We start from the raw sequence: 22,388 nt of genomic DNA on the forward strand, positions 1-22,388 counted from the left end.
ATCGACGAGAACCGAACCGGCGACCAACCCCGACCGATCCCGGCGGACGGCGCCCACCCCGCGCCCCGCCCCGAGGGTCGCGCCGGCGCGGGCAGCCGCCTCAGCCGCAAGAACTTCCTCAAGGCCGCAGCCCTCGCGGGCGCCACCCCGTTGCTGCTCGGCGGCGGCGCGGCCCTGGCCCGCGACCAGCGGGGAACGGCGGCGAACGGGGCCCTGCCCGAACTCACCCCCGCCTGCGACGACGGGGACGAGCCGACCGTGCCCCAGACCGAGGGCCCGTACTTCAAACCGAACTCGCCGCGGCGCACCTCACTGGTGACGGCCTCCACCCCCGGCACCCGCCTCACCATCAGCGGGTACGTCTTCGGCCGGGCCTGCCTGCCCGTCGCCGGAGCCCTCCTCGACTTCTGGCAGGCCGATGTGAACGGCGCCTACGACAACACCGGCTACGGCTTCCGCGGCCACCAGTTCACCGACGCGCAGGGCGTGTTCCGGCTGACCACGATCGTTCCCGGCCTCTATCCCGGGCGCACCCGGCACGTGCACGTCAAGGTGCAGGCGCCCGGCCGGCCCGTGCTGACCACCCAGCTGTACTTTCCGGGGGAGCCGCGCAACGCCACGGATTCGATATTCGACGCCCGACTGCTGATGACCGTGCGCCAGGCGGGCCCGGGGAAGGAGGGCACCTTCGACTTCGTCCTGGACGTACCGCAGACCCCCACGCCCACGCCGACCGCGACGCCGACCGGTGGGGGGTGGGCGGCGGGGACCTCGTACCGGGCGGGCGACCGGGTCACCTACGGCTCGACGGCCTGGATCTGCCTCCAGGCGCACGTGGCCGTGCCCGGCTGGGAGCCCCCGAACGTACCCGCCCTCTGGCGCAGGGGCTGATGGCGGGAGCGGCGGGCGGTCGGCCTCAGCGGCGGGGCATCAGGCCGCTGGTCACGCGGCTCCACAGGGAGCGGGTGGCACCGAATCCGGTCTCGTGAGCCCAGATGTGCGTGCATCCCGGGCACTGGAGGTGGATCAGGCTGCCGGAGTTGGAGAGCATGTAGCGCCAGTGCCGCGAGCACGTCCGGCCGTCCCCGCACGGGGTGCAGGCCAGGGTGTCGTCGCAGTTCGGGCAGGGCACCCAGGCCCGGCGGCCGATGTCCGCCTGGGGGTCAAGCGGCAGCATGGCCACCCCCGCGCCGGGGCAGGACACCGGCCGCGACCAGGTCCTCGTACACGCGCTGCTGCTCGTCGTCCAGGCCGGAGTACAGGAGGTCGTACGCCGCCTCCTCGCCGCGCAACACCTCCACCGGGTCCCAGTCGGATCCGAGGGCGGCCATCACCAGGGACCGCCGGAGCATCTCCTGGGAGGTCAGGTCGATGGTGAAGTCGACGACCGGCGGGACGTCGTCCGGCCGGTCTCCGGGGCCGTCCTGGCCGGGGGGAGGGGTGGGGTGGTGCGGGCTCATGCCCATGAACTTAGGTAACCCTTCCTTCGTGGGTCAAGTCCGGGTGGGCGGAGTCACAGCCGGCCGGCGCCGCCCTCCGGGCCCGGGCTGCGGACACCGTTGACCTCCGGGAGGCCGGCCCTCCGGTGGTCGCGGGCTGGTCGGATCCGCACGTACGGAGTGCTCAACGGAAGGCGGTCGCGCGGACACTGTTGCCGCACAGGGCGAAGTCGCCTCCGTCGGCCGGGGACAGTTGGAGGCCTCCGCCGCCGACGCCCAGGACGAGCGAGGGTGCGACGGTCGGTGTGGCGCCGGACTTGCAGAACCCGTCGGCCTCGCCGAGTACCGGAGTGAAGCTGAGCTGCGTCGTCGCCCGTCCACCGACCGGCAGCGTGACCGACCGCGCCGTGCCGTCCCGTACGACGCCGAGCGGCTCGTTCTTGTCCGGGGAACCCTGGCCCGCCAGGGCCACGGTCGGGAAGCCGCGCAACGCGCACGGCTTCGGGCCGTCGTTGATCACGGTGATCCGTACCGCCGCAGCCCCCACGCGCTCGGCGCTGTTGGCCACGAGCTGGGTGTGAGGACAGGGAGCGGCCGGCGCCCGTCGCGCCTCGGCCGTCGAGATCGATGCTGTCGCTGTCGCTGTCGCTGTCGCTGTCGCTGTCGCCGCCGCCACCGGCCCGGCACCCGCCAGCACGCCACCCGCCAGGACGGCGGCCGCGAGCAATCGGGAGGAGGCCGTGCTCGCGCGGCTTCTCGTCGTGCCCTTCATCGGGGTTCCTCTCCCCGCCCGACGGGCGCGCCGCAAGCCCGCGGCAATCCCGTGCCGGGTCGGTTCAGTCCCCCCGATCCGCCCCTTCCACCATCCCACGGGGCGCACGTCCCGGCGTCCCGGGCCGCCACGGCGGCCCGGAACGGCAGGGGGAACGTACTGCCTACGGGGCGATCGGCAGCTGCCGCTTGTGCTCGGTGAGGCGGTAGCGGCGGGCGATCGTGTCGAAAGCCGCTTCGCCGACCGGCTTGCCCTCCAGGAAGTCGTCGATGTCGTCGTACGTGACACCGAGCGCGTCCTCGTCGGCCTTGCCCGGGTCGAGGGTTTCCAGGTCGGCCGTCGGGACCTTCCAGACCAACTGGGCGGGGGCGCCCAGCGCGTCCGCGACGGCACGCACCCGGCGCTTGGTCAGGCCCGTCAGCGGGACGAGGTCGGCGGCGCCGTCGCCGAACTTGGTGAAGAAACCGGACACCGCCTCCGCCGCGTGGTCGGTGCCGACGACGAGACCGTCGTGCGCGCCCGCCACCGCGTACTGGGCGATCATGCGCTGCCGCGCCTTGATGTTGCCCTGAACGAAGTCCTGGTGCGCGGCGTCCCGGAAGGCGGTGCCACCGGCCACGGAGGCCTCCAGGGCGGCATCGCTCGCGGGCTTGACGTCCACGGTCAGGACCCGGTCCGCGTTGATGAACCCGAGCGCGAGCTGGGCGTCCTTCTCGTCGGCCTGCACGCCGTAGGGCAGTCGCATGGCGAAGAACGTCGCCTCGTGACCGGCCGCGCGGGCCCGCTCGACGGCGAGCTGGCACAGCCGCCCCGCGGTGGTGGAGTCCACGCCGCCGCTGATCCCGAGGACCAGGGACCGCAGGCCGGTCGAGGTCAGCCGCTCCGTGAGGAAGGCCACCCGGCGCTCGATCTCCCGCAGGGCGTCGAACGTCGGCGACACCTGGAGTTCCCGGGCGATCTCCTGCTGCAGGGCGGTGGACGCCGGCTGGCTCACGGCTGCTCCTCGTGTGGTGGTTCGTCGTGCGCTCCGTGGCGCGCTGTCCGGTCGACCCTAGTCGACACGGCCGGCGCCGGATCCGCCGGTGCCGCGCCCTCGCGCGCGGCGCCGGCGGAGGCCTCAGAACGCGCCGCGCCGGCGCACGCGCAGCGGGCGGCCGTCCGGATCGACGAGCAACCGGTACAGGGGCAGGGACCAGGCCCTGGTCGCCCCGGACAGGTCCTGCGGGCGGTAGGCCCGCAGCCGGCCCGGCGGTCGTCGTCCCCGGCGACCGCCCTCATACCAGGCGTCCAGGGCCGCGGCCGACGAGGCGAACCGTTCGAACGCGCGCATCGGATCGCAGAGCGCATCCGCTGCTTCGGGCGCGGCCGGCGATCCCGACGCGTCCGGTGCGTCCGGCCCCGGTTCCGGCTCGGCGTCGAGGTGTTCGCGCGAGAGTTCCAGCCGCAGATCCCGGGCGAAGCGCCGTGCTCCGTCCCCCAGCCCGGCGGGATCGAGGGGCTCGCGCGGGTCCCTCGCGGTGTCCAGGACGGCGCAGTTGAGCTCCGAGTCGTGCGTCCAGGACCGCAGGTTGACGTTGTCGGAGCCCACCGACGCCCACACGTCGTCGATCACGCACACCTTGGCGTGGACGTACACCGGCGTACCGGCGTGGTTCTCCAAGCCGTACACCGCGACCCGGTCCCCGCCGCCGCGGCGCAGCCGCTCCAGCGCGGTGATCCGTCCGACCAGGTTCATCGGCAGGGTGACGGGCCCGTCCTGCTCGGGCACGGTGGGGATGACGGCGATCAGGTGGAGTTCGGGGCGGGCGGCCAGCGCCCGCGCGAAGTGCTCCACCACCTGCGGGGACCACAGGTACTGGTCCTCCAGGTAGATCAGGCTCCGGGCCCGGCCGACGGCCTTGAGGTAGCTGCGCGCGATGCTGCGCTCACCGTCGGGGGCGAAGGGGTAGCCCCGGAACAGGCGGTTCGGATAGGTGCGGAGCACCTGCACGGTGTGGGTGCCGCACGGCTCGGGATCGGGTGCCTGCGGCGGCAGCCGGTCGGCGTGCTCGTCCTCACCGTGGGCGCGCTGGCGCAGCCGCATCAACGGGCTGCGCGTCAGCGGCGCCGGGTCCTCCCACCGCTCGCGGAAACCCGCCTCCAGGTCACCGACGGCAGGGCCGCGCACCGCGAGCTGTACGTCGTGCCACGGGGGTCGCGGCCCGTACGCGTCGGCGAACGGCACGGACTGCGGGTCACCGCCGTGCGCGGCGTCGTCGTTGCGTCCGTGGCACAGGTCGATCCCGCCGACGTACGCGACGTCGCGCTCGGGGCGGCCGGGATGGCGCAGCACGACGAGCTTCTGGTGGTGTGAGCCGCCCGGGCGGACCCGCATGTCCAGCAGGAACTCACCGCCGCCCGCTTCGACCTCCTTGCCGAGGTGGCGGTTCTCCGTCGCGCTGAACTGGAAGCCGTCCAGGTGGGAGCGCCATACGAGGCCCTTGACGATCACACCCCGCTCGGCCGCCTCGCGCAGCACCCGGCCGATCTCGGTGCCCTCGCCGGCGAGGCGTTCGTCGGGATCGCCCCGCCAGTCGGTGAACAGCAGCAGGTCCCCGCGCTCCTGGGCGCGGATCCCGGCGAGCAGCTCCCGGAAGTACGTGCTGCCGTGCACCAGGGGCCGGACGTCATTGCCCGCCGCCCAGGCCAAGCCCCCAGCACGGCGCGAATCCAGGCGAGTCGCCGGATTCCCGCGGTCACGGGTTGTCAGCAGCCAATCGGAAAGTTCCACAGCACAGCCCTCCCTCGTCGGGCGCCTACCCCCACGCCGCCCACCCATGCGGGCGAGCCCCGCGACGGCGCGGCACCGGGCGGGGTCCTGCCGTCGCCGCCCGGCCGACGGGTACGCCTGTGGCCGGTCGGTCCGGTGGCGGCCTCAGCCCGTGGCGCGGTCGACGTCGGCGATCATGCGGCGGAGGACCCCGAGGGCCGCCGCGTACTCCTGGTCGTCGGCACGCGCCACTTCGTGCCGTGCGTCGGCCGGCGGGGTCAGCTGGACGACGACCTCCTCGCGGGTCGGGGCGGGCGGTGCGGCGTTGACGTTCCGGCCGTGCGTGCGCCCGCCGCGGGGTCCGTACGGTCCGCCGCCCCCGCGGGCGACGGACCGTACCCCCGTCAGGCCGCCTTCGGCCGCGCCCCCGCCAACGCGCCCCGACGGGCGCGCGGTACCGGCCGGTGGGCCGGGGGCGCGGTGGCCGCGGGCGCCGGCGGGGTGTCCGTCAGGAGCGCGGTCAGGGAGAGGCGGGCACGGGCCACGCGGGAGCGGACGGTGCCGACCGGGCAACCGATGGCGGCGGCCGCGTCCGCGTACGGCAACCCGAGGAGCTGGGTCAGTACGAAGGCCTCGCGGCGCTCGGCGGGGATGCCGGCCAGCAACTCGGCCAGGGCTATGCCGTCGTCGAAACCCGGGACGCCCCGCGGCTGGGCCTGCTCGGCGGCCGCCTGCCAGTCGGTGCGGTCAGCGGTCCGGGGCCGGGCCGCGGCGTGACGGTGGCTGTCCACCACGGTGCGACGGGCGATCGACAGCAGCCAGGTGCGGGCCGAGGAGCGGCCCTCGAACCGGGGGAGCGAGCGCAGTGCGCGCAGGAACACGTCCTGGGTCAGGTCGTCGGCCGCCTGGGAATCGGAGCTGAGGTAGGCCACGTACCGCCACACGTCACGGTGGAGCGCACGCACGAACCGGTCCGTCTTGACCGGGTCGCCGTCGCGGGCCGCCAGCGCCAGACGGGTCACCGCCGCGTCGGAGTCGGGAGTGTGCGGGAGCCTCGTGCCGACGGGACGGGGCACGGTGGGCAAGGTGGGCAGGGCATGGGTCATCGCCACGGGTCCTTAGGGCAAGGGAGCCGACGCCGCGCGGAGCGGCACCGGTGAGGGGTACGGCCGGCCGGACGGCACGGCCGATGCCCGAGGCACGACGCGGGCGCGTACGGGGACGCGCCGCGTGCTCGGGGAACCGGCTGTCAGAGGACAGCGGTTCCCGCCGGAGGCCCCCGCGAGGTGATGGCGTGGACGAGGAACAGCCGTCGCGGGGAGCGGTGTCGGTGGGACCGGCCCACCGGAACGGGAGGCCGGTGCGCAGGGCCGACCACCCGCAACAGGAGGCGCAACGGCGCCCGGAGCCGTGCCGCCACGCACCGCGCGATGCGGTAGAAGGCCCGTTCGCCGTGGGCGAGCCACAGACCGCACAGCACGGCGGCCAACAGGTGGGCCGTCAGCATGCCGGCCGGTGACATCCCGGCCATCTCGTGCCCACCGGCCCCCACCTGCACGGCGGACGGTGCGTACGCGGTGTACGCGGCGTGCGCCGTGTCGTGCAGGGGGTGGTGCAGGTGGTCGGCTGCCGCCGACATGTCCCCACCAGGGCCCATCCGGAACATCGCCGAGCCCGAACCGTCCGCCCCGGCCGAGGTGTTCGAGCCGATCGCCCCGACACCTCCGGCGGCCCCCGCCGATGGCAGGGCGGCGGACAGCCCGCCGCAGGTCAGGTACTGCGCCCACTGCCGGGCGAACGGGGTGCCCGCCGGCAGGACGGGCTGGGTCAGGGACTGCACCAGGGAGAACGCCGCGTGCAGCCAGGCCTGGACGGCCACGGCCGCCGCGGTCACCCGGAGCGGCCCGCGCTCCCGGGCGCCGAGGAACCAACCCGCCCCCGCGGGGGCGGCCGGCGCGAGCGCCAGGGCCCACCACGGCACGGGCTTCCCCGACATCAGGAGGTGCCCGGTGGCGGCGAGCAGCACACACAGGGCCGCGAACAACGCGGCCCGCAAGGCTCGATGACAGTGGCCCGGGTTCATGGCGGGCTCATCCTCGCACCGGCCTTCCGAGCCGCGCAGTGGGCTGCGCACATCCCGACAAGTTCTCGTGCCTGATTCCGGCCGCTCCCGAGCGCCACGTGCGCCGGGAACCGATCCGCCGACGCATCCGACTGCCTACCCGGTCGGCCGAGAGGTTCAACATGCCGAGGGGTTCAACATGCGCGGACGGGGGATTTTCGTGGTGGCGGAGGAAACGAAGGCGATCTCGGGGGCCGGGGAACCCGGTCCACCGGAAGGGCGGTTGACCGCCCTTCTCACGTGCGCCATGGGCTTCTCCATGCTCCAGCTGTTCGTCCTCGGCGCCCTCGGCCCCCGCCTGGTGGGGGAGGCGGGCATATCGCCCGCCGTGCTGGGCCTGGCCACCACCATCGGTTTCGGGACGGCGGCGGTGCTGTCCCCGGCCGGCGGCCGGATCGTGGACCGGATCGGTCCGCGCCGGTCCCTGGTCACCCTGCTGCTGCTCTCCGCCGCCGCGCTCGCCCTGATCGGCGCCGCACCCGGCGCCGCCCTGCTGCTGGCCGCCGTCGCGTTGGGCGGCGTACCGCAGGCGCTGGCCAACCCGGCCACCAACAAGGCCGTCCTGCGGTCCGTACCGCCGGCGCGGCGGGCGGCGGTGACGGGGATCAAGCAATCAGGAGTCCAACTGGGAGCCTTCTTCGCCGGGTTGCCCCTGGCGGTGCTCGCGGCCGGGATCGGCTGGCGCGGCGCCGTGTGGACCGGGGCCGGCGCGGCCCTGCTGGCCGGCCTGTGGGCGTTGCGCACCCTGCCCGCCGACCCGCCGTCACCTCCCGCCGGGCCGCGCGGTCCGCTCGCGCCGCGCGGCATGGTGGCCTGGCTGGCCGTGTTCTCCGTCTTCCTGGGCGCCGGCATCGCCTCCGTCAACACCTACCTGGCCCTCTTCGGGGCGCAACGTCTGGGCATGGGCCCCACGACGGCGGGGGCCCTGGTCGCCGTACTGGGCGTGGCGGGCATCGCCGGCCGGATCGGCTGGTCGAAGGCGGCCCGGCCCGGCCGCGCCGAACGGCTCCCGGGCCTGCTCGCGTGCGGAGCCCTCGTGGCGGCCGCCCTGCTGGGCGGCGCCCTCGTCGCGGGACCGCTGGTGTGGGTCGGCGCGGTGGCCGTCGGGGTGTTCGCCGTGTCCGGCAACGCCGTCTCGATGGTCCTCGTCGTGCAGCGCGCCGCGCCGGGCCGGGCCGGGCAGGATTCGGCGCTGGTCGCGGCCGGGTTCTTCGCCGGATTCGCCCTGGGACCACCCCTGTTCGGGCTCCTCGCGCAGAGCGGCCGGTACGGGGCCGGCTGGCTGCTGGTGGCGGCGGAGTTCGCGGTCGCGGCAGCGGTCGCGTTCGCCTGGGCCCGGCGCGACCGTGCGGGACGTACGGCGTGAACGCCACGGAACCCGGCCGGTGGGCCGGGCCCGCGCTGGACTCCGTCCTGGAACGGGTCGCGATCACCGGGGCGGCCGTCGGAGACCGCTTCCCGCTCTTCGCCGAGCCGGCGGACGGCACCTGGACGACGACCCGCAACGGCTCCTGGACCGCCGGCTTCTGGGCCGGGCTGCTGTGGCTCCGGGCCCGCTCCACCGGCGCCGCGGCCGATCGGCGGGCCGCCGCCGCGTGCACGGCCCGACTGACGTCCTGGGTGCGGGCCGACACCGCCACCCGGGGCCTGATCCTCTGGTACGGGACCGCCGCGGCCGAGGACGATCCGTACGCCGCCGCACTGCGCGCCCGGGCCGCCCGCGCCTGCCTGTCGGCCTTCGACCCCGCGCTCGGGATCGTTCCCTGGGGCGACGCGTTCGGCGGACCGCGCCTGCTGGCCCGGGCGGACGCCGCACCGGGCCTGGTCCCCCTCCTCGCCGCGGCCGGCCCGGCCGGGGCGGACGCCGCCTCCACCCACCTCCACCACCACCTGGACCTCTGTCTGGGCCGGGAGGCGGGGCAGCGCTCCGACGCGGACCACGCGGCGGGCGCCGGGGCGACCGTCGCCCCGTCCGCCGATTCGGCCGCCGGGCCGTCGCCCGGCCCGGACGCCGGCGCGACCGCCGGGCAGGAGGAGGGCGAGGGGGCCCGCCGGACCCCCGCCTGGAGCTTCGACGGTGCGGTGGCGGGTTGGCGGCCCTGTGCGGAACCGGAGCCGGGCTGGAGCCGGGGAGACGCCTGGCTGCTCCTCGCGGTCGCCGACGCCCTCCTGCTCCCGGACGTCGCGGGCCGGCGCCCCGCCCGGCTCGCGGCGGCGGCCGACGGGCTCGCGGCTCCGACCCCGCGGTACGGGCCGCTCGTACCGCCGGCCCGTACCGGACACCCGGACGGCCCGCTCGACACCTCGGCGGCGGCCATCACCGCGGTCGCCCTGCTGAAGCTCGCCCTGCTGCCCGGACCCGGCGCCGACGGGTACGCGCAGCGGGCCGCGGCGATCCTGGGCCACCTGGTCCGGGAGCACGTCACCGACCAGGGGCCGGGCCGTCCGGCCGGCATGCTGCTGAACGGCTGCTACGACGCGGGCCGAGCCCTGGCCGTCCGGCACGAACTGATCTGGGGCGATTTCTTCCTGGCCCTCGGCCTCGCCGCCCTGAACGGCCTCGTCGACCTCACCCGTCTGTAGCCCGCCCCGCCACTGCCCCGCCAACGCTCCGACCACCCGCCGCCGCGACGAGTCCGGCGGGCGCCCACCCGCACGGGGCGTGCAGACCCCCGCCGGCAGGGCCCGGCCGGTGCGACCCCGTCCCGCGCGCCCCGGCGGAGGCGGGCGGTCCCGATCACCCGACGCCCCGCGGAGCTTCCGTGGCCGGGTCATCCGGCGGGGCGGCCGACGCGGGGCCGCCTCGTTCCGGGGCGTAGGCGCGCAGGACGCGACGGGCCACCGAGGTGACGTGGAGTTCGTCGGGGCCGTCGAGGATCCGGGCGGCCCGGCCGGTGCGGAAGAGGGCCGGCAGCGGGGTGTCCGGGCCGAGGCCGGCGGCGCCGTGGACCTGGATCGCGGAGTCCGTCACCTGCTGGAGCATGCGCGCCGCGGCGACCTTGGCCAACCCCACCTCCGTACGGGCGTCCCGTCCGGCCGCGATCAGCGCCACCGCCTCGTGGGCCAGCAGCCGGGCCCCGCGGAGCGCGAGCAGGGCTTCGAACACGTGCTGCTGGACCAGTTGGTGCCCGGCGAGCGGTCCGCCCGTACCGCTGCGCGAAGCGGCCCGGCCGCACATGAGGTCGAAGGCCCGCCCCGCCTGGCCGATCCAGCGCAGGCAGCGCAGCGTACGGCCGAGTTGCAGCCGTTCACCGGCGATGGACAGGGCGTCCCCGCCCGAGCCGAGGAGGTGGTCGGCGGGCACCCGGACCCGATCGAGACCGATCTCGTACTGGCCGGCCGCGCCGAGCACGGGCAGTTCCCGCAGTACGCGGAAGCCGGCGGAGGCGGTGGGCACGAGCAGCAGGGACAGCCCCTCGCGGTCCCCGGGCGACCCGCCGGTGCGGACCAGGACGGTCACCAGGTCGGCCCGGCCGGCTCCCGAGGTGAACCACTTGCGGCCGCTGACGAGCCAACTGCCGTCCGGGCACCGCTCGGCGCGGGTGCCGGTCAGCGCCGGATCGCTGCCCGGAACATCCGGTTCCGTCATGGCGTAACAGGCCCGGAGGGTTCCCGCGACCAGCGGGGCCAGGTACTCCTCGCGGACCCGCGGGCCCCCGTGCCGGGCCAGCATCGTGACGTCGAGCAGGGAAGCGGAGCCCAGGGCGGCCGGCCCGTGGTCGCTCGCGCCCTCCGCCTCGGCCAGCGCGGCGTACTCCGCGAAGGACAGGCCGCCGCCGCCGAGTTCCGCAGGGAGCGGCAGCGCCCACAACCCGTCCGCCCGGGCCCGCGCCCGCAGGGCGTCGAGCGCGGCGTCCGCCGCCGGTCCGCCGGCGTCCAGCACCGTCTCGTACGGGACCACACGGTCGGCGACGAACCGGGTGACCCTCTCCCTCAACCCCGCCGCGTGCGGAGCGGGCCGTGCCGCTTCCCCGACCGGGGACTCCGGATCCGTCACTGCATTCCTCCTGCATCCCGGGAACCCGTACGAACGACTGTCCGACTGTCTGTTCGTGGAACTGGTCGGGCGCACGAGCTCCCGGGTTCCCGCTTCCCGCCAGCACCCGGGCGCCGGCCACCGCCGCGCCAGGAGAGGAGAGGCATGGCGTCACCAGCAACCGCGCGGACGGTCCGGCCGCTCGACACACTGCGCTTCGACACCTCGGGCCCCCCGCGGATCACGGACATCGTCGCCGACCACCTACGCGGCCTCGGCGCGCTCCCGGACCGTACCGACGGCGCGTCCGCCGCCCCCACCGCCGCCGCCGTCCGCCCGGACGGAACCACCGGCTCCGCCGCCTCGGCCGGCCCGGCCCGGTTCACCCTCGCCGGAGGCGGCTTCGAGGCGGCCCGGGCGCGCACCACCTGGGGATCACCCGGCAGCGGCATCGTCGACGAGGCCACCGTCCAGGCCGCCACCGGGATCATGGCCGTGCACGGCCGACGCGACGGCGGCCCGCGCGGGCTGGCGGCCGACTACGTGACGACGGCCACCGCCGTCCTGACGGTCCAGGGCCTCCTCGCCGCACTGGTGGGGCAGGCCCGCGGCGGCGGCTCCGCCGAGGTCACCACGACCGCCGACCGGGCCGGGCTCCTCGCGGTGTCCCAGTACCTCGCCGCAGCCGGGGCCGATGAGGCGGAAGCCGCCGAGCTCGCACCGGGAGGACCGCCCTTCACCTCCGCCGACGGGGTGCTCTTCGAGCTGGAGACCCTCGACCCGGGGGCCTGGGCGGCGTTCTGGCGGGCCCTGGACGCACCCGCCGACGCGCTGCGCGCCGGCTGGCGCCCCTTCCAGTTCCGCTACGCCACCGCCTGCGCGCCGCTCCCCGCCGCCCTCCACACGGTGACGCGCTCCCACCCCATGCGGAGCATCACCCGCGCCGCCGTCCTCTCCGGCGCCCAGGTGTGCCCCCTGCGCACCCTCGCCGAACGCGCCGGGGAACACGACGGCGCCGCCCCTTGGTCGCTGGCGCCCCTGGACACCGCCGGCGCGGCACCCGGCGCCGCACGGCCCCCGATCCCTCGACCCGCCGGCGGCCCCACCCCCGCCCGTCCGCTCGCGGGACTGACGGTCCTGGAAGCGGGACGCCGCATCCAAGCACCTCTCGCCGCACACCTGTTGGGGCTGCTCGGCGCCGACGTCATCCGCATCGAACCGCCCGGCGGGGACCCGCTGCGCGGCATGCCGCCCGCCTGTTCCGGAGTCTCCGCGCGCTGGCTCGCCCTGAACCGGGGCAAGAGCGCTGTGGAGATCGACATCAAGTCCGACGCCGGCCGTCGCCACCTGCGGGAACTGGCCGCCGGGGCCGACGTCTTCCTCCACAACTGGGCGCCGGGCAGGGCCGCCGCGCTCGGCCTGGACGCCGACGACCTCGCGCCGGTCAATCCCGCGCTGGTGTACGCGTACACCAGCGGTTGGGCCGGCCGGCTCGACGACGCCCCCATGGGCACCGACTTCATGGTCCAGGCCCGCACCGGCGTCGGCGAGGCCGTGCGCCCCGAGGACGAACCCGCCGCCCCCTCCCTGATGACCCTGCTCGACGTACTCGGCGGCCTGCTCGGCGCCGAAGCCGTCCTCGCGGGCCTCCTGTCGCGCGAACGCACCGGCCGCGGCGTCCGGGTCGACTCCTCCCTCCTCGGGGCCGCCGACCTGCTGACCGCCCCGGCCCTGCGACGCGCCGCCCGCGGCGACAACCCCCGCAGGCCCGCCGGCTTCCGTCGCCCGCTGCGCACGGTCGACGGCTGGATCGCGCCCGCCGACGACAGCGCCGCGTCCGCCTCCGCGGCCGCCGACGACCTGCGCGGCCGCTCCACGGCCGACGCCCTCACCCGCCTCCACGAGAACGGCCTGTCCGCGACGGCCGTCACCACCGACCTGTCCGCCCTGCACCGCGACCCGCGCCTCACCGGCCCCATCGGCCGCGACACGTACGGCGCCCCCGCAGTCCCCGACCCCTGGAGCTTCGCGTGACCGCCACCGCCACCGCACCCGCCCTGCACGACCTGCTGCCCGCCGAACTGCGCCGCTCCTGGGTCGTCGACGGCACCTGTCCCGACCTGGACCTCTACAGCCTCTTCCGGGCCCGCCAGATCGCCGACCTGCACCGCACCGCCGTCATCGACGCCAAGGGCGCGCTCTGCTACACCGCACTCGACCGCAAGGTGCGATGTCTCGCCGCCGGCCTCAGAGCCCTGGGGATCCGCCCCGGCGAGGTGGTCGGCGTGCAACTCCCCAACGACCGGAGCGCGGTCATCGCCGATCTGGCACTGGCCGCCCTCGGTGCGATCGCCCTGCCCTTCCCCGTGGGCCGGGGCACGCTGGAGGCCGAGTGCCTGCTGCGCCGGGCCGCGGCCGTGGCCGTCATCGCCGTCACCGATCACCGCGGGGCACGGCACGCCGCCGACCTGCTCACCCTGTCGGGCGCCCTGCCGGCCCTGCGCCACGTCATCGCCGCGGGCCCCGGCACGGTCCCCGACGGAGCGGTGCCCCTACGGCAGCTCATGCGGTCCGACCCCGACGGGTTCGTCCCGGCCCGGCCCGACCCGGACAGCGCGGCACGGATCCTCGTCTCGTCCGGTTCGGAAGCCGAGCCGAAGATGATCGCCTACTCGCACAACGCGCTGGCCGGCGGCCGCGGCAACTTCCTCGCCTCCCTCATCCCGGACCGCACCGTCCCGCCGCGCTGCCTGTTCCTCGTACCGCTCGCGTCGGCGTTCGGCTCCAACGGCACCTCCGTCACGCTGGCCCGGCACGGCGGCACCCTCGTCCTGCTCGACCACTTCACCCCGCAGGCCGCGATCGATGCGGTGCGCGCCCACGAGCCGACGCACGTCCTCGGCGTCCCCACCATGGTCCGCATGATGCTCGAACGACTCGACGCTTCGGGCGGGCAACTGCCCGCGCCGACCGCCCTGGTCCTCGGCGGGGCGCCCCTGGACGAGACCACGGCGGCGGCCGCCGCAAAGGCCTTCGGCTGCCCGGTCGTGAACCTCTACGGGTCCGCCGACGGCGTCAACTGCCACACCGGGCTGGCGCACACGGTGCCACCGACCGACGGCGCCGGCGTCATCGCCGGCCGACCCGACCCCCGGGTCGCGGAAATCCGCATCGCCGACCCCGATACCCACGCCCCCTTGCCCGACGGCGAGTTGGGGGAGATCGTCTCGCGCGGCCCGATGACCCCGCTGTGCTACGTCGCGGCCCCCGACCTCGACGCCCGCTACCGCACCCCCGACGGCTGGGTCCGCACCGGCGACCTCGGTTTCCTCGACCCCGAAGGGGCCCTGCACGTCGTGGGCCGCCTCAAGGACATCGTCATCCGCGGCGGCGCCAACATCAGCCCGGCCGAGGTGGAGCGCGAACTCACGGCCCACCCCGACGTCCGCGACGTGGTCTGCGTCGGCGTTCCCGACCCGCTGATGGGGGAGCGGCTCGCGGCCTGCGTCGTGTCGCGCGGAGCCCGGCGCCCCACGCTCGCCTCGCTCGGCGAGCACCTGACCGCCCGCGGCCTGGAGCGGCCCAAGCACCCCGAACGGCTCCTCATCGTCGACGTACTGCCGCTGACGGCAGCCGGCAAGCCCGACCGGGCGGCGCTGAAAAGCATCTTGACGAGCACTCAGGTCGTGGACGGCCGGCTCATGGAAGGCCGGAGCGACACCGTCCCGCTCGCGCAGGCGGGATGAAGCGCCGGGGCCCGGCGGCCACTCGGCCGCCGGGCCCCGGAATTCCCGCCATTGCAGCGGATGTTCAGGATGAACCTGCCATGGCCTTCTTCAGCTCGGCCGCGGCGTTGCGGTAGACCGGCAGCAGGTCGAGGTCCTCCCCCGGATAGTTGACGATCTTCACCTGCTCGGCCCCCGAGTCGGGCAGCACCGTACCGGTCGACATGTGCGCGTTGTCGAGGACGAGCGCGGGCTTCTTCGCGGACAACTCGGCGAGCTGAGCCGGGGTCACCGCCTCCGGACCGTAGGTGCCCACCGTCGTGGCCCCCGCCAACTTCGCCGACCAGGCGGTGAAGACCTGCGTCACCACCGAAGGACTCCGGCCCCCGGGCCAGGCCGCGCGCATCTCCTCGTTCAACTGGGCGTACGAGGTGTCGAACCCGGACTTCCAGCGCGCGGCCGCCTCCTGCGTACCGAAGAGCCGGCTCAGCTCGGCCACCTCGGCGCGCACCGCGTCCGGGTCGTTGTCCAGGTTGACCTCGACCAGTTTCGCCTTCGAACCCGCCGCCTCCTTGATCTTCGCCGCGTACGGCTCGAAGGGTGCGTACAGCACGAAGTCGGCCCGCGCCACGGCGGCGAGGTCGGAAGGCTTGGGGTCGTAGTCCGGGGCGTGGTGCACGGACTGCGGCACGATCACCTTGATGTCCTCGGCGCCGGCCGCCTTGGCGAACGCCCCCTCCCACGTCGTCGTCACGACCACGACGGGCTTCCCGCCGCGAGGTGGCGCGGCGTCCTCGGAAGAGGCGCCGCTCCCGCAGCCGGCGCTCAACAGGAGGGCCGCGCTCAGTGCGAGGAGGGAAGGGACTCGGACGAGGTGGGGCGCCATGAGCTGATTCTCCGTTCGGGGATGAGATGCACGGCGAGGACGACTGCCCCCGCCGTCAGGACGAGGACCGGGCCGGGCGGCCAGTCCAGCCACAGGGCCAGGACGAACCCGGTCAGGTTCACCACGACGCCGATGCCGACCGCCCACAGGGTGATCGACTTCAGCGAGCCGCCCAGCCGGCGCGCGGCCAGGGCCGGCAGCAGCGTCAGGGCGTCGACGAGCAGGGCGCCGGTGAGTTTGATCGCCCCCGCCACGGCCACGGCCACCAGGACCAGGAGCGCCGCGGTCAGGGCCCGCACCGGCACCCCCGAGACCTCGGCGAGCTCACGGTCGTAGAGCAGCAGCCCGATCTCGCGCCGCCGCCACCAGAACAGGCCGGGCACCACCACGGCCAGCGCCCCGAGGACGACGAGATCGGCGACCCCCACGGACAGGATCGACCCCCACAAGAGGGCGAACGCGCCGGAGGCGTTGACCCCCGACACGGCCAGCAGGAGCAGCGCCGCCGCGATGGCCAGACTCATCAGCAGCCCCATGGCCCCCGACAAGCCGTCCGGTGTCCGGGCCAGTGGAGCGACCCCCGCGCCGGCGAGGGCGCAGGCCACCAACGCGCACAGCATCGGATCGAGGCCCGTCAGCAGGCCGACCGCGATGCCGAGCAGCGCCACGTGCATCATGGCGAACCGTACGGGCATGATGTCCAGGCCCACGATGACCACACCGATCACCGGCAGCCCGACCGCGGCCAGCAGCAGCGCCAGGCCGGCCCGCTGGACGGCCAGCAGGTCGAGCAGTTCGCCCAGGTCCGCGCCGGCGAGGGTCACCGCACCTCCCGCAGTCGGCCCGCGGCCATCTCCAGGACCCGGTCGCAGCGACCGGCCATGGCCCGGTCGTGCGTCACCACGATCAGCGTCACGGGCAGTGAGGTGAGGACGTCGGCGGCCCGGGACTGGCCGTCGAAGTCGAGGGCCGCCGTCGGCTCGTCGGCCAGGACCACCTGGGCCCCGGCGGCGACGCAGCCGATCGCCCGGGCCAGGTACATGCGCTGCAACTGGCCGCCGGAGAGGGTGTGCAGGGGCCGCCCGGTCAGCGCGCCCACCCCCAGCCGGTCGGCGGCCTCGGTCGCCTCTGCCCCGGAGGCGCCGGCGGCGAGGAGCTCCGACCCGAGGAGCGGGAACCTGCCGGCCGCCGGCTTCTGCGGGATCCAGGCGCAGGCCCGCCGCCGCCAAGCCCACTCCGCGGCCGAACCGGTGCCCCGACCGCCGACCAGGATCGAGCCCGTCACCTGTCGGTGCAGCCCGAGCACGGCCCGCAGCAGGGTGGTCTTGCCCGAACCGTTGGTTCCGGTCAGCGCCACCCGTTCGCCCGCCGCGATCTCCAGGTCCACGTCGGCGACGGCCTCGACCCGGCCGTGCCGGCAGGCCACCTCCCGCATCCGTACGTCCAGCCCGCCCATCGCACGTCCCTCGATCCTCCGTAGCCGGGAGTGGGACGGCCCGGGTGTCCGCCCTCCCACACCCCAAGGAGTCGGACGCCGCACGCGTCGGGTTCCCGCCACCGGCCCCGAAATCGAGCGAAGCCCCGAACCCCGAAGCCCCGATGCACGGCCGCCGGTCCGCCGCACCGTCACTACGCTGTACGGATGACGCTCACCGGACACCGCCGCCGCCCCGCCCGCCGCGCCGCCGCGCCCCACGGGGGCGGCCGCGCGCGGTGACCCCGTACTCCCTGGCGTTCTACGTGGACGTCGTCACCACCGGCACCGTCCTCGGGTTGCGGCCCACCGACCCTCCCGACCGCGTCGCCGAGGTCCTGGGGCCCGACTTCGCCGAGAACGACCTCGGCGGCCCCGGCATGTTCCGCGACCACGGCCTCGCCGAGTTCCACTGGCACCGGGCCGGCGTCGACCTGCCCTGGTCCGGGCACCACTTCACCCTCCAGGTACACCGCCTCGCCCACCGCGACCGCACCCTCGTCAACGCCGAAATCCGCGCCCGCTACGGCCGCTTCGCACCCCGACTCCGGTTCGCGAAGCTCCGGCGGCTGCTGGAACGGCGCGGCGTCCCGCTGGTGGAGGTCCCGGAGGGCGAGGGGAACGCGCCGTACTACCGGACGTTCCGACAGCCCGCCTCCCGGGCGTCCGTGTCCGTCATCGGCACCTACGGCGCGTACAGCACACCGGACCGCCTCCGCGTCGGCGACGTGTACGCGATCCAGGCCCCCATGACCATCGAAGAGGTCGAACACCGCATCGCCCGCGCCGCCCGGACCCGGGCCGCCCGGCCCGCGCGGTAGGCGCCGCCGGATCACCCCCAGCCCATCTCGGAGTACGCCGCACCACGCCCGATCGCCTCGATCGCCACCCGCGCGTACGGCACGATCGGCTCCGGAAGGTCCGCGGGGCTCCGCCAGGACCACTCCAGGCACTTGTCCGGCTCCCGGACCTCCGGGACGCCCGACCAGGCGTGCGCACGGAACACCAACTGCATGCGGGGCGGTCCGCCGTCCGCCCCCGGGTGCAGGAGGTGGACGGTGTGCACGAGCTCCACGTCCTCGGCCGCGATCGTCAGCCCGGCCTCCTCCTCGGCCTCCCGGATCAGGCAGCCCAGGGCGCCCTCGTGCTCGCAGTGGCCCGCCAGGAAGTGATAGGCACCGCCCGCGTAGCGGGAGTCGGGGTGGCGCAGCCCGAGCAGGATCCGGCCGTCCTCGCGCTCCAGGTACAGGTGCACGCCGATGATGTTGGGCCGGGCCCCGCTGTACCGGTCCCGGAGCGCCGGGGTGTCCTGGTGCGGGGGAGCGGCTGCGGCGTTGCCGCGTGCTGCGGCGGGCGAGTCGGTCATCCGGGTCTCCTCCGGTCGGGCGGCCTGTCGGTTCCGCTCCCGACGATGCCGTGGAGCCGACCGCCCCGGTGGCCGTTGGAGCCCACGGCACCCGAAAGGGGACGCACCGGCACTCCTCGCCGGGAGGGCGGTGGTCCGCGTGAACGTGTGGGGTCCCGGCCCTGTGGTGGTACGGGCGGCGGCGGTATCCTCCTCGGCATCCCTACCCGAGACCGGAGCACCGTGATGTTGGCGCACGAGTACGGCTACCAGGTGTTGCCCGGCACGGCCCTGGATACCCCCGGGGTCGAAGAGGTCCTGCGGCGCCGCGAACGGGGCGTGAAACGCGGGGTGTTCCTGCTCGCGGCCGAGTTCCTCCTGCTGGTCGGCATCGTCCTGCTCGTCGGTCCCACGTCGACGGCGGCCGCGGTGACCGCCGCCGGACTCGTCCCCGTCCTCGCGGTGACGGTGGGCCTGTTGCAGCTCTGGCGCAGGGCCCGCCGCAAGGAGCGGCTCGCCCTGAGCACCTACGGCTGGCAGGTGTGGCCGTGCCGTTCGCAGGAGGTCCGGGTGATCGCCGGCGAGGGGCAGCGCGCGCGGGGCCGCCGGTGGGGCACGGACGGCCGCGTCGTGCTGCTGCAACCCGACGGCCAGAGCCACTGCTCGTTCCCGCCCCCGTGGGACGGCTGGGACGGCCCCGCCGCGCCGCGGCAACTCGCCGACGACCAGCTGTGGTTCGCCGGCGACCCCCGCTTCGGTGGCATGCTCGCGGTCCCCGGCGGCCTCCCGTTCCGCTACGTCGCCCGCACCACCCCGGGCAAGCGCCGCGGCACCGCCGCGGAGGACGAGGCGGCACGCCGCAGCGGCCTCATGCCGCGAAATCGGACGCCCCGTTCCTGACGGCCCGATGTCCCGCGTCGTGGACGCGGCCCGCACCGGCGCTTCCACGCGGGGAGCCGTGTCGCGTCCGCCGGACGGCTCAGGAGATGGCGTACCACTGACTGGCCCAGCCCGTGTTGATGGTGCTGGTGGACTGGTCGGCGAGGTTCACGGAAGCCGGCAGTGACGTCTGCCCGGTCAGGAGGTTGCTGTAGCGCAGCTGCGGCGGCGTGAGTCCCGCGTTGACGGAGATGCCCGCCCCGGTCGCCTTCAGGGTGAGCGCGTTCGTCGCCCAATTGCCGTTCAGCAGCAGGGCGATGAAGTAGGTCCCGGGGGCGGCGGTGAACGGCTTGCCGAGGGGGAAGGGCTTGGCGATCGCGTCCGTCATCAGCTGGGGCGAGACGTCGGCCGTCGTCGCGAGCAGCGTGCCGCGGGCGTCGTACACGCCGAGGTAGCAGTTGGACAACTGCGCGTTCGGGTCCACCCCGGCGAGGCCCAGCCAGATGTTGGACCAGGTGATCTGCTCGCGCAGGACGATCCGTACCAGGGTGACCCGGCCGCCCACGCCGGCCGCCGACTGGGCCGTCACGTGCCCCGCGTCGTTGGGGTCGCCGGTCCAGGCCAGCAGGTTCTGGTCCTGGGGGAGGGGCCCGTCGAACCCGGCGGCCCCACCCCGCGCGGGCGGGGCCGCGGGCGAAGGAGCCGCCGAACTCCGCGCCGCGCCCGGTCCGTCGCCCTGGCCCGTGCAGGCGGTCAGGACGAGCAACGCCGACAGGACGGCGGCGAGGCCGGCAGTGGCGGTGGTGGTACGGGTGCGCATGGTCCCCCCATGAGATGCGTGTGTGCCGAGGGGACATGGTCACACGGCTCCGCGGCGGGCCGACCACCGGATCCGCGCGGTGCGCGGAACCCGATCCATGGGTTATCGTTGATCTTGTGCTCGCGGCCGTGATCCACGGTGGTGAAGCCCCGCGTTGGTGGTCCAAGGAAAGACACCCCACTTCCCGTGGGGGAATGCAGGTGCAAGGCCTGCCCAGCGCTCGAACCAAGGCCCCGACCTCCTCATGGAGGCCGGGGCCTTCGTGCGTCCGGACTTCCTCGCGTCCGGCTCTCAGGCCTCCCGCGTCCACCGTTGGGAGGCGGGCCCGGTGCACGACTTCGTGACGAGACCGCTCTGCATGGCGAGGTCCAGGCAGCCGCCGCCCAACTCGCTCCGCAGACTGCCGCCCGCGCCGGCACGCCACAGTCGGCCGATGTCCTGCGCGCAGTCGCCCACGAAGACGGCCTGGCCGAGCCCGTTGGAGTACAGGCACTGGCCGCTCTGCTGGTTGACGAGCTTGAACGTGCCGTCCTGCCTGCCCTGTACGGTCCACCGGGCGGTCGAGTCCGAGCAACTGCCGTGGTCCGAGGACCCGAACACCTGAGTGATGCAGCGACCGTTGTCGCCGTTGCGGTAGTGGCCGGTCCCGGACTGCGGGGGCCGCGGGGCGGGGGGCGGCGTGGACGTGCCGCCGCCGGCAGGGGGTGTACCCGCGCCGCCGGCGCCGTTCGCCGAGCCACCCACCGCGCCGCCGGCGCCACCCGCGCCGTTCGGGGCGCCGGCGGCACCGCCGTTGCCGGGCCCGGATGAGGCGTTGCCGGGGAGGGCGACCGGGGGACCGGAGGCTCCTACCTGCCCGTTCGCCTGCCCGTCGGCCACGGGCGGCTGCCCCTGGGACGACGACTGGCCGGGCGAGGGCGAGCCGGAGGGACTCGCGCTCCCCGTGGTGGACGGGGGCGGCGTCGTACCCGCCGGCGCCGACATCGGGGGGAGCGGGGTGTTCTGGGCCTTGGCCTGCGGGGGGATGGTGTAGGGCAGCAGTTGGATGGCGAGCGTCGTACCACCCGCGACGATCACGACGGGGACCACGGCGAACAGCACGCGGGTGCGGCGGCGCTTCTCACGCGGCTCGGGCCGCCCGGTGGGGGCCGCGGCGGCCGGGGTGGCCTCGGCCTCGGGGCCCCTGCCCGGACCGGCCGGCTCCGGGGCGGACGCCCGGCCCGTGAGCGGCAGCGTGGGGACGTCGGGTGCGCGCACCTCGGCCGCGAAGGCGGCCCGCTCCGTCAGTCGCGCGGCGATGGCGTGCGGCCACAGCGGCGCGGTGAACGGCCCGCGCCGGGAGGCGCGTTCGAGGAGGTCGGCAGCGGTGGGTCGCGCCTCGGGGTCCTTGTCGAGGCAGGCCGCGACGAGCTCGGCGAGCTCCGCGTCCAGCTCACGCAGGGGCTCCAGGTCCGGTTCCTCGTGGACGATGCGGTACAGCACCCCGTGCCCCGACTCGTCGCCGAACGGCGGCCGGCCCGAGGCCGCGTACGCGAGCACCGAACCCAGCGCGAACACGTCGGTCGCACCGCTCACCCCCCGCTTGCCCGAGGCCTGCTCGGGCGCCATGTAGGCGGGAGTGCCCACGACCATGCCGGTCCGGGTCAACTGGCTCTGTTCGGCGGCCCGGGCGACGCCGAAGTCGATCAGGGTGAGCCCGTCGAGCGTCAGCATGGCGTTGGACGGTTTCAGGTCCCGGTGGACCATCCCCAACGCGTGCACGGCCTCCAGCCCCGTGGCGGCCTCGCGCAGGAGCAGCCACAGCGCCCGCGCGGGCAGCGGGCCGCCGTTCAGCTCGACGGCCTCCTTGAGCGTGAGGCCGGGCACGTAGGCGGTGGCGAACCACGGGGGCCGCGCGGTGCGGTCGCTCGCGAGGAGCGGAGCCGTCGCCCCTTCGGGCAGCCGGGCCAGGTTGTCCAGCTCGTGCCCGAAGCGGCGCAGGAAGTCCTCGTCCTCGCCGACCACCGAGGGCAGCAACTGCTTGACGGCCACGTACCGGCCCTCGTGGACCCCGAGGTACACCCGCCCCATGCCACCGGCTCCGAGCCGGCCCGCCAGGGGTACCGGTCCGATCCGACGCGGGTCCTCGGCCTCCAGCGGTTTGGCACCGCTGCCCGTCAGCTCTAACACGTCAGCCCCATCGCATCGGATTCGGTTTCCAG

At 75.2% G+C, this 22,388-nt stretch carries 21 protein-coding genes; 7 read left to right on the top strand and 14 right to left on the bottom strand.

The genetic code is table 11. The features are described 5' to 3' along the window. Positions 1–36 precede the first annotated feature (36 nt). A complete protein-coding gene (locus tag ACFY0I_RS11410; protein WP_388893580.1) occupies positions 37–891 on the top strand; it encodes a carbohydrate-binding protein in 855 nt (284 codons plus the stop codon). Positions 892–916: 25 nt separating this feature from the next. Here ACFY0I_RS11410 and ACFY0I_RS11415 read toward each other — a convergent pair whose 3' ends face one another. The 7 genes from ACFY0I_RS11415 to ACFY0I_RS11445 all read right to left on the bottom strand — a co-directional run bounded on the left by ACFY0I_RS11415 (position 917) and on the right by ACFY0I_RS11445 (position 7,016). Further along, entirely contained in the window at positions 917–1,177 is a 261-nt protein-coding gene (locus ACFY0I_RS11415) for a hypothetical protein (protein ID WP_388893198.1), read from the bottom strand. Then, complete coding sequence (locus ACFY0I_RS11420) at positions 1,164–1,466, bottom strand: DUF6400 family protein (RefSeq protein ID WP_388893200.1); 303 nt, start codon at positions 1,464–1,466, stop codon at positions 1,164–1,166. The genes ACFY0I_RS11415 and ACFY0I_RS11420 overlap by 14 nt, the downstream gene beginning before the upstream one ends. 157 nt (positions 1,467–1,623) lie before the next feature. After that, positions 1,624–2,007, bottom strand: coding sequence for a DUF4232 domain-containing protein (locus ACFY0I_RS11425; RefSeq protein ID WP_388893202.1), 384 nt, complete (start codon positions 2,005–2,007; stop codon positions 1,624–1,626). A gap of 367 nt (positions 2,008–2,374) precedes the next feature. Then, positions 2,375–3,205: an ammonia-dependent NAD(+) synthetase gene (gene nadE, locus ACFY0I_RS11430; RefSeq protein WP_388893204.1), complete on the bottom strand. Its 831-nt coding sequence runs from the start codon at positions 3,203–3,205 to the stop codon at positions 2,375–2,377. 123 nt (positions 3,206–3,328) lie between these two features. Next, positions 3,329–4,864: a phospholipase D family protein gene (locus ACFY0I_RS11435; protein WP_388893206.1), complete on the bottom strand. Its 1,536-nt coding sequence runs from the start codon at positions 4,862–4,864 to the stop codon at positions 3,329–3,331. A gap of 500 nt (positions 4,865–5,364) precedes the next feature. Next, positions 5,365–6,066 carry a sigma-70 family RNA polymerase sigma factor gene (locus ACFY0I_RS11440; protein WP_388893208.1) on the bottom strand — a complete coding sequence of 234 codons (702 nt, stop codon included), beginning with the start codon at positions 6,064–6,066 and terminating at the stop codon, positions 5,365–5,367. Between the two features lie 143 nt (positions 6,067–6,209). Then, on the bottom strand, positions 6,210–7,016 hold the full coding sequence (locus ACFY0I_RS11445; RefSeq protein ID WP_388893210.1) for a hypothetical protein: 807 nt from the start codon (positions 7,014–7,016) through the stop codon (positions 6,210–6,212). Positions 7,017–7,305: 289 nt separating this feature from the next. On the opposite strand from ACFY0I_RS11445, the gene ACFY0I_RS11450 reads away from it, so the two are divergent. Together ACFY0I_RS11450 and ACFY0I_RS11455 are read left to right on the top strand one after the other, a co-directional pair. Beyond that, positions 7,306–8,448: an MFS transporter gene (locus tag ACFY0I_RS11450; protein WP_388893212.1), complete on the top strand. Its 1,143-nt coding sequence runs from the start codon at positions 7,306–7,308 to the stop codon at positions 8,446–8,448. Beyond that, a complete protein-coding gene (locus ACFY0I_RS11455) occupies positions 8,445–9,665 on the top strand; it encodes a sugar ABC transporter permease (RefSeq protein WP_388893214.1) in 1,221 nt (406 codons plus the stop codon). The genes ACFY0I_RS11450 and ACFY0I_RS11455 overlap by 4 nt, the downstream gene beginning before the upstream one ends. Before the next feature lie 154 nt (positions 9,666–9,819). Here the strand turns inward: ACFY0I_RS11455 and ACFY0I_RS11460 are convergent, their stop codons facing one another. Next, positions 9,820–11,079, bottom strand: a complete 1,260-nt coding sequence (locus tag ACFY0I_RS11460; protein WP_388893216.1) for an acyl-CoA dehydrogenase family protein — start codon at positions 11,077–11,079, stop codon at positions 9,820–9,822. A 144-nt stretch (positions 11,080–11,223) separates the two neighbouring features. Between ACFY0I_RS11460 and ACFY0I_RS11465 the strand changes: the two genes are divergently transcribed. Both ACFY0I_RS11465 and ACFY0I_RS11470 read left to right on the top strand, forming a co-directional pair. Continuing rightward, the gene (locus tag ACFY0I_RS11465; protein WP_388893218.1) at positions 11,224–13,092 is read left to right on the top strand and encodes a CoA transferase; all 1,869 of its coding nucleotides are present in this window, start codon (positions 11,224–11,226) and stop codon (positions 13,090–13,092) included. Further along, the gene (locus ACFY0I_RS11470; RefSeq protein ID WP_388893220.1) at positions 13,089–14,804 is read left to right on the top strand and encodes a class I adenylate-forming enzyme family protein; all 1,716 of its coding nucleotides are present in this window, start codon (positions 13,089–13,091) and stop codon (positions 14,802–14,804) included. The genes ACFY0I_RS11465 and ACFY0I_RS11470 overlap by 4 nt, the downstream gene beginning before the upstream one ends. Before the next feature lie 64 nt (positions 14,805–14,868). Here ACFY0I_RS11470 and ACFY0I_RS11475 read toward each other — a convergent pair whose 3' ends face one another. Genes ACFY0I_RS11475 through ACFY0I_RS11485 form a run of 3 tightly spaced genes read right to left on the bottom strand, consistent with a single transcriptional unit; the run spans position 14,869 to position 17,125 of the window. Beyond that, positions 14,869–15,669: an ABC transporter substrate-binding protein gene (locus ACFY0I_RS11475; RefSeq protein WP_388893222.1), complete on the bottom strand. Its 801-nt coding sequence runs from the start codon at positions 15,667–15,669 to the stop codon at positions 14,869–14,871. Further along, positions 15,627–16,493, bottom strand: a complete 867-nt coding sequence (locus tag ACFY0I_RS11480) for a metal ABC transporter permease (protein ID WP_388893224.1) — start codon at positions 16,491–16,493, stop codon at positions 15,627–15,629. The genes ACFY0I_RS11475 and ACFY0I_RS11480 overlap by 43 nt, the downstream gene beginning before the upstream one ends. Beyond that, the gene (locus tag ACFY0I_RS11485; RefSeq protein WP_388893226.1) at positions 16,490–17,125 is read right to left on the bottom strand and encodes a metal ABC transporter ATP-binding protein; all 636 of its coding nucleotides are present in this window, start codon (positions 17,123–17,125) and stop codon (positions 16,490–16,492) included. The genes ACFY0I_RS11480 and ACFY0I_RS11485 overlap by 4 nt, the downstream gene beginning before the upstream one ends. Before the next feature lie 257 nt (positions 17,126–17,382). On the opposite strand from ACFY0I_RS11485, the gene ACFY0I_RS11490 reads away from it, so the two are divergent. Further along, on the top strand, positions 17,383–17,964 hold the full coding sequence (locus ACFY0I_RS11490) for a hypothetical protein (RefSeq protein WP_388893228.1): 582 nt from the start codon (positions 17,383–17,385) through the stop codon (positions 17,962–17,964). 11 nt (positions 17,965–17,975) lie between these two features. On the opposite strand, the gene ACFY0I_RS11495 is transcribed toward ACFY0I_RS11490, so the two are convergent. Next, positions 17,976–18,509, bottom strand: coding sequence for an NUDIX domain-containing protein (locus ACFY0I_RS11495; RefSeq protein ID WP_388893230.1), 534 nt, complete (start codon positions 18,507–18,509; stop codon positions 17,976–17,978). 225 nt (positions 18,510–18,734) lie between these two features. On the opposite strand from ACFY0I_RS11495, the gene ACFY0I_RS11500 reads away from it, so the two are divergent. After that, positions 18,735–19,388 carry a hypothetical protein gene (locus ACFY0I_RS11500; RefSeq protein WP_388893232.1) on the top strand — a complete coding sequence of 218 codons (654 nt, stop codon included), beginning with the start codon at positions 18,735–18,737 and terminating at the stop codon, positions 19,386–19,388. 79 nt (positions 19,389–19,467) lie between these two features. Here ACFY0I_RS11500 and ACFY0I_RS11505 read toward each other — a convergent pair whose 3' ends face one another. Next, on the bottom strand, positions 19,468–20,187 hold the full coding sequence (locus ACFY0I_RS11505) for a hypothetical protein (RefSeq protein ID WP_388893234.1): 720 nt from the start codon (positions 20,185–20,187) through the stop codon (positions 19,468–19,470). 291 nt (positions 20,188–20,478) lie between these two features. Then, positions 20,479–22,356, bottom strand: coding sequence for a protein kinase (locus tag ACFY0I_RS11510; protein ID WP_388893236.1), 1,878 nt, complete (start codon positions 22,354–22,356; stop codon positions 20,479–20,481). Between the last annotated feature and the right edge of the window lie 32 nt (positions 22,357–22,388).

The sequence above is a fragment of the Streptomyces sp. NPDC001568 genome (genome assembly GCF_042893755.1).
In the GTDB taxonomy this organism is placed as follows: Bacteria; Actinomycetota; Actinomycetes; order Streptomycetales; family Streptomycetaceae; genus Streptomyces.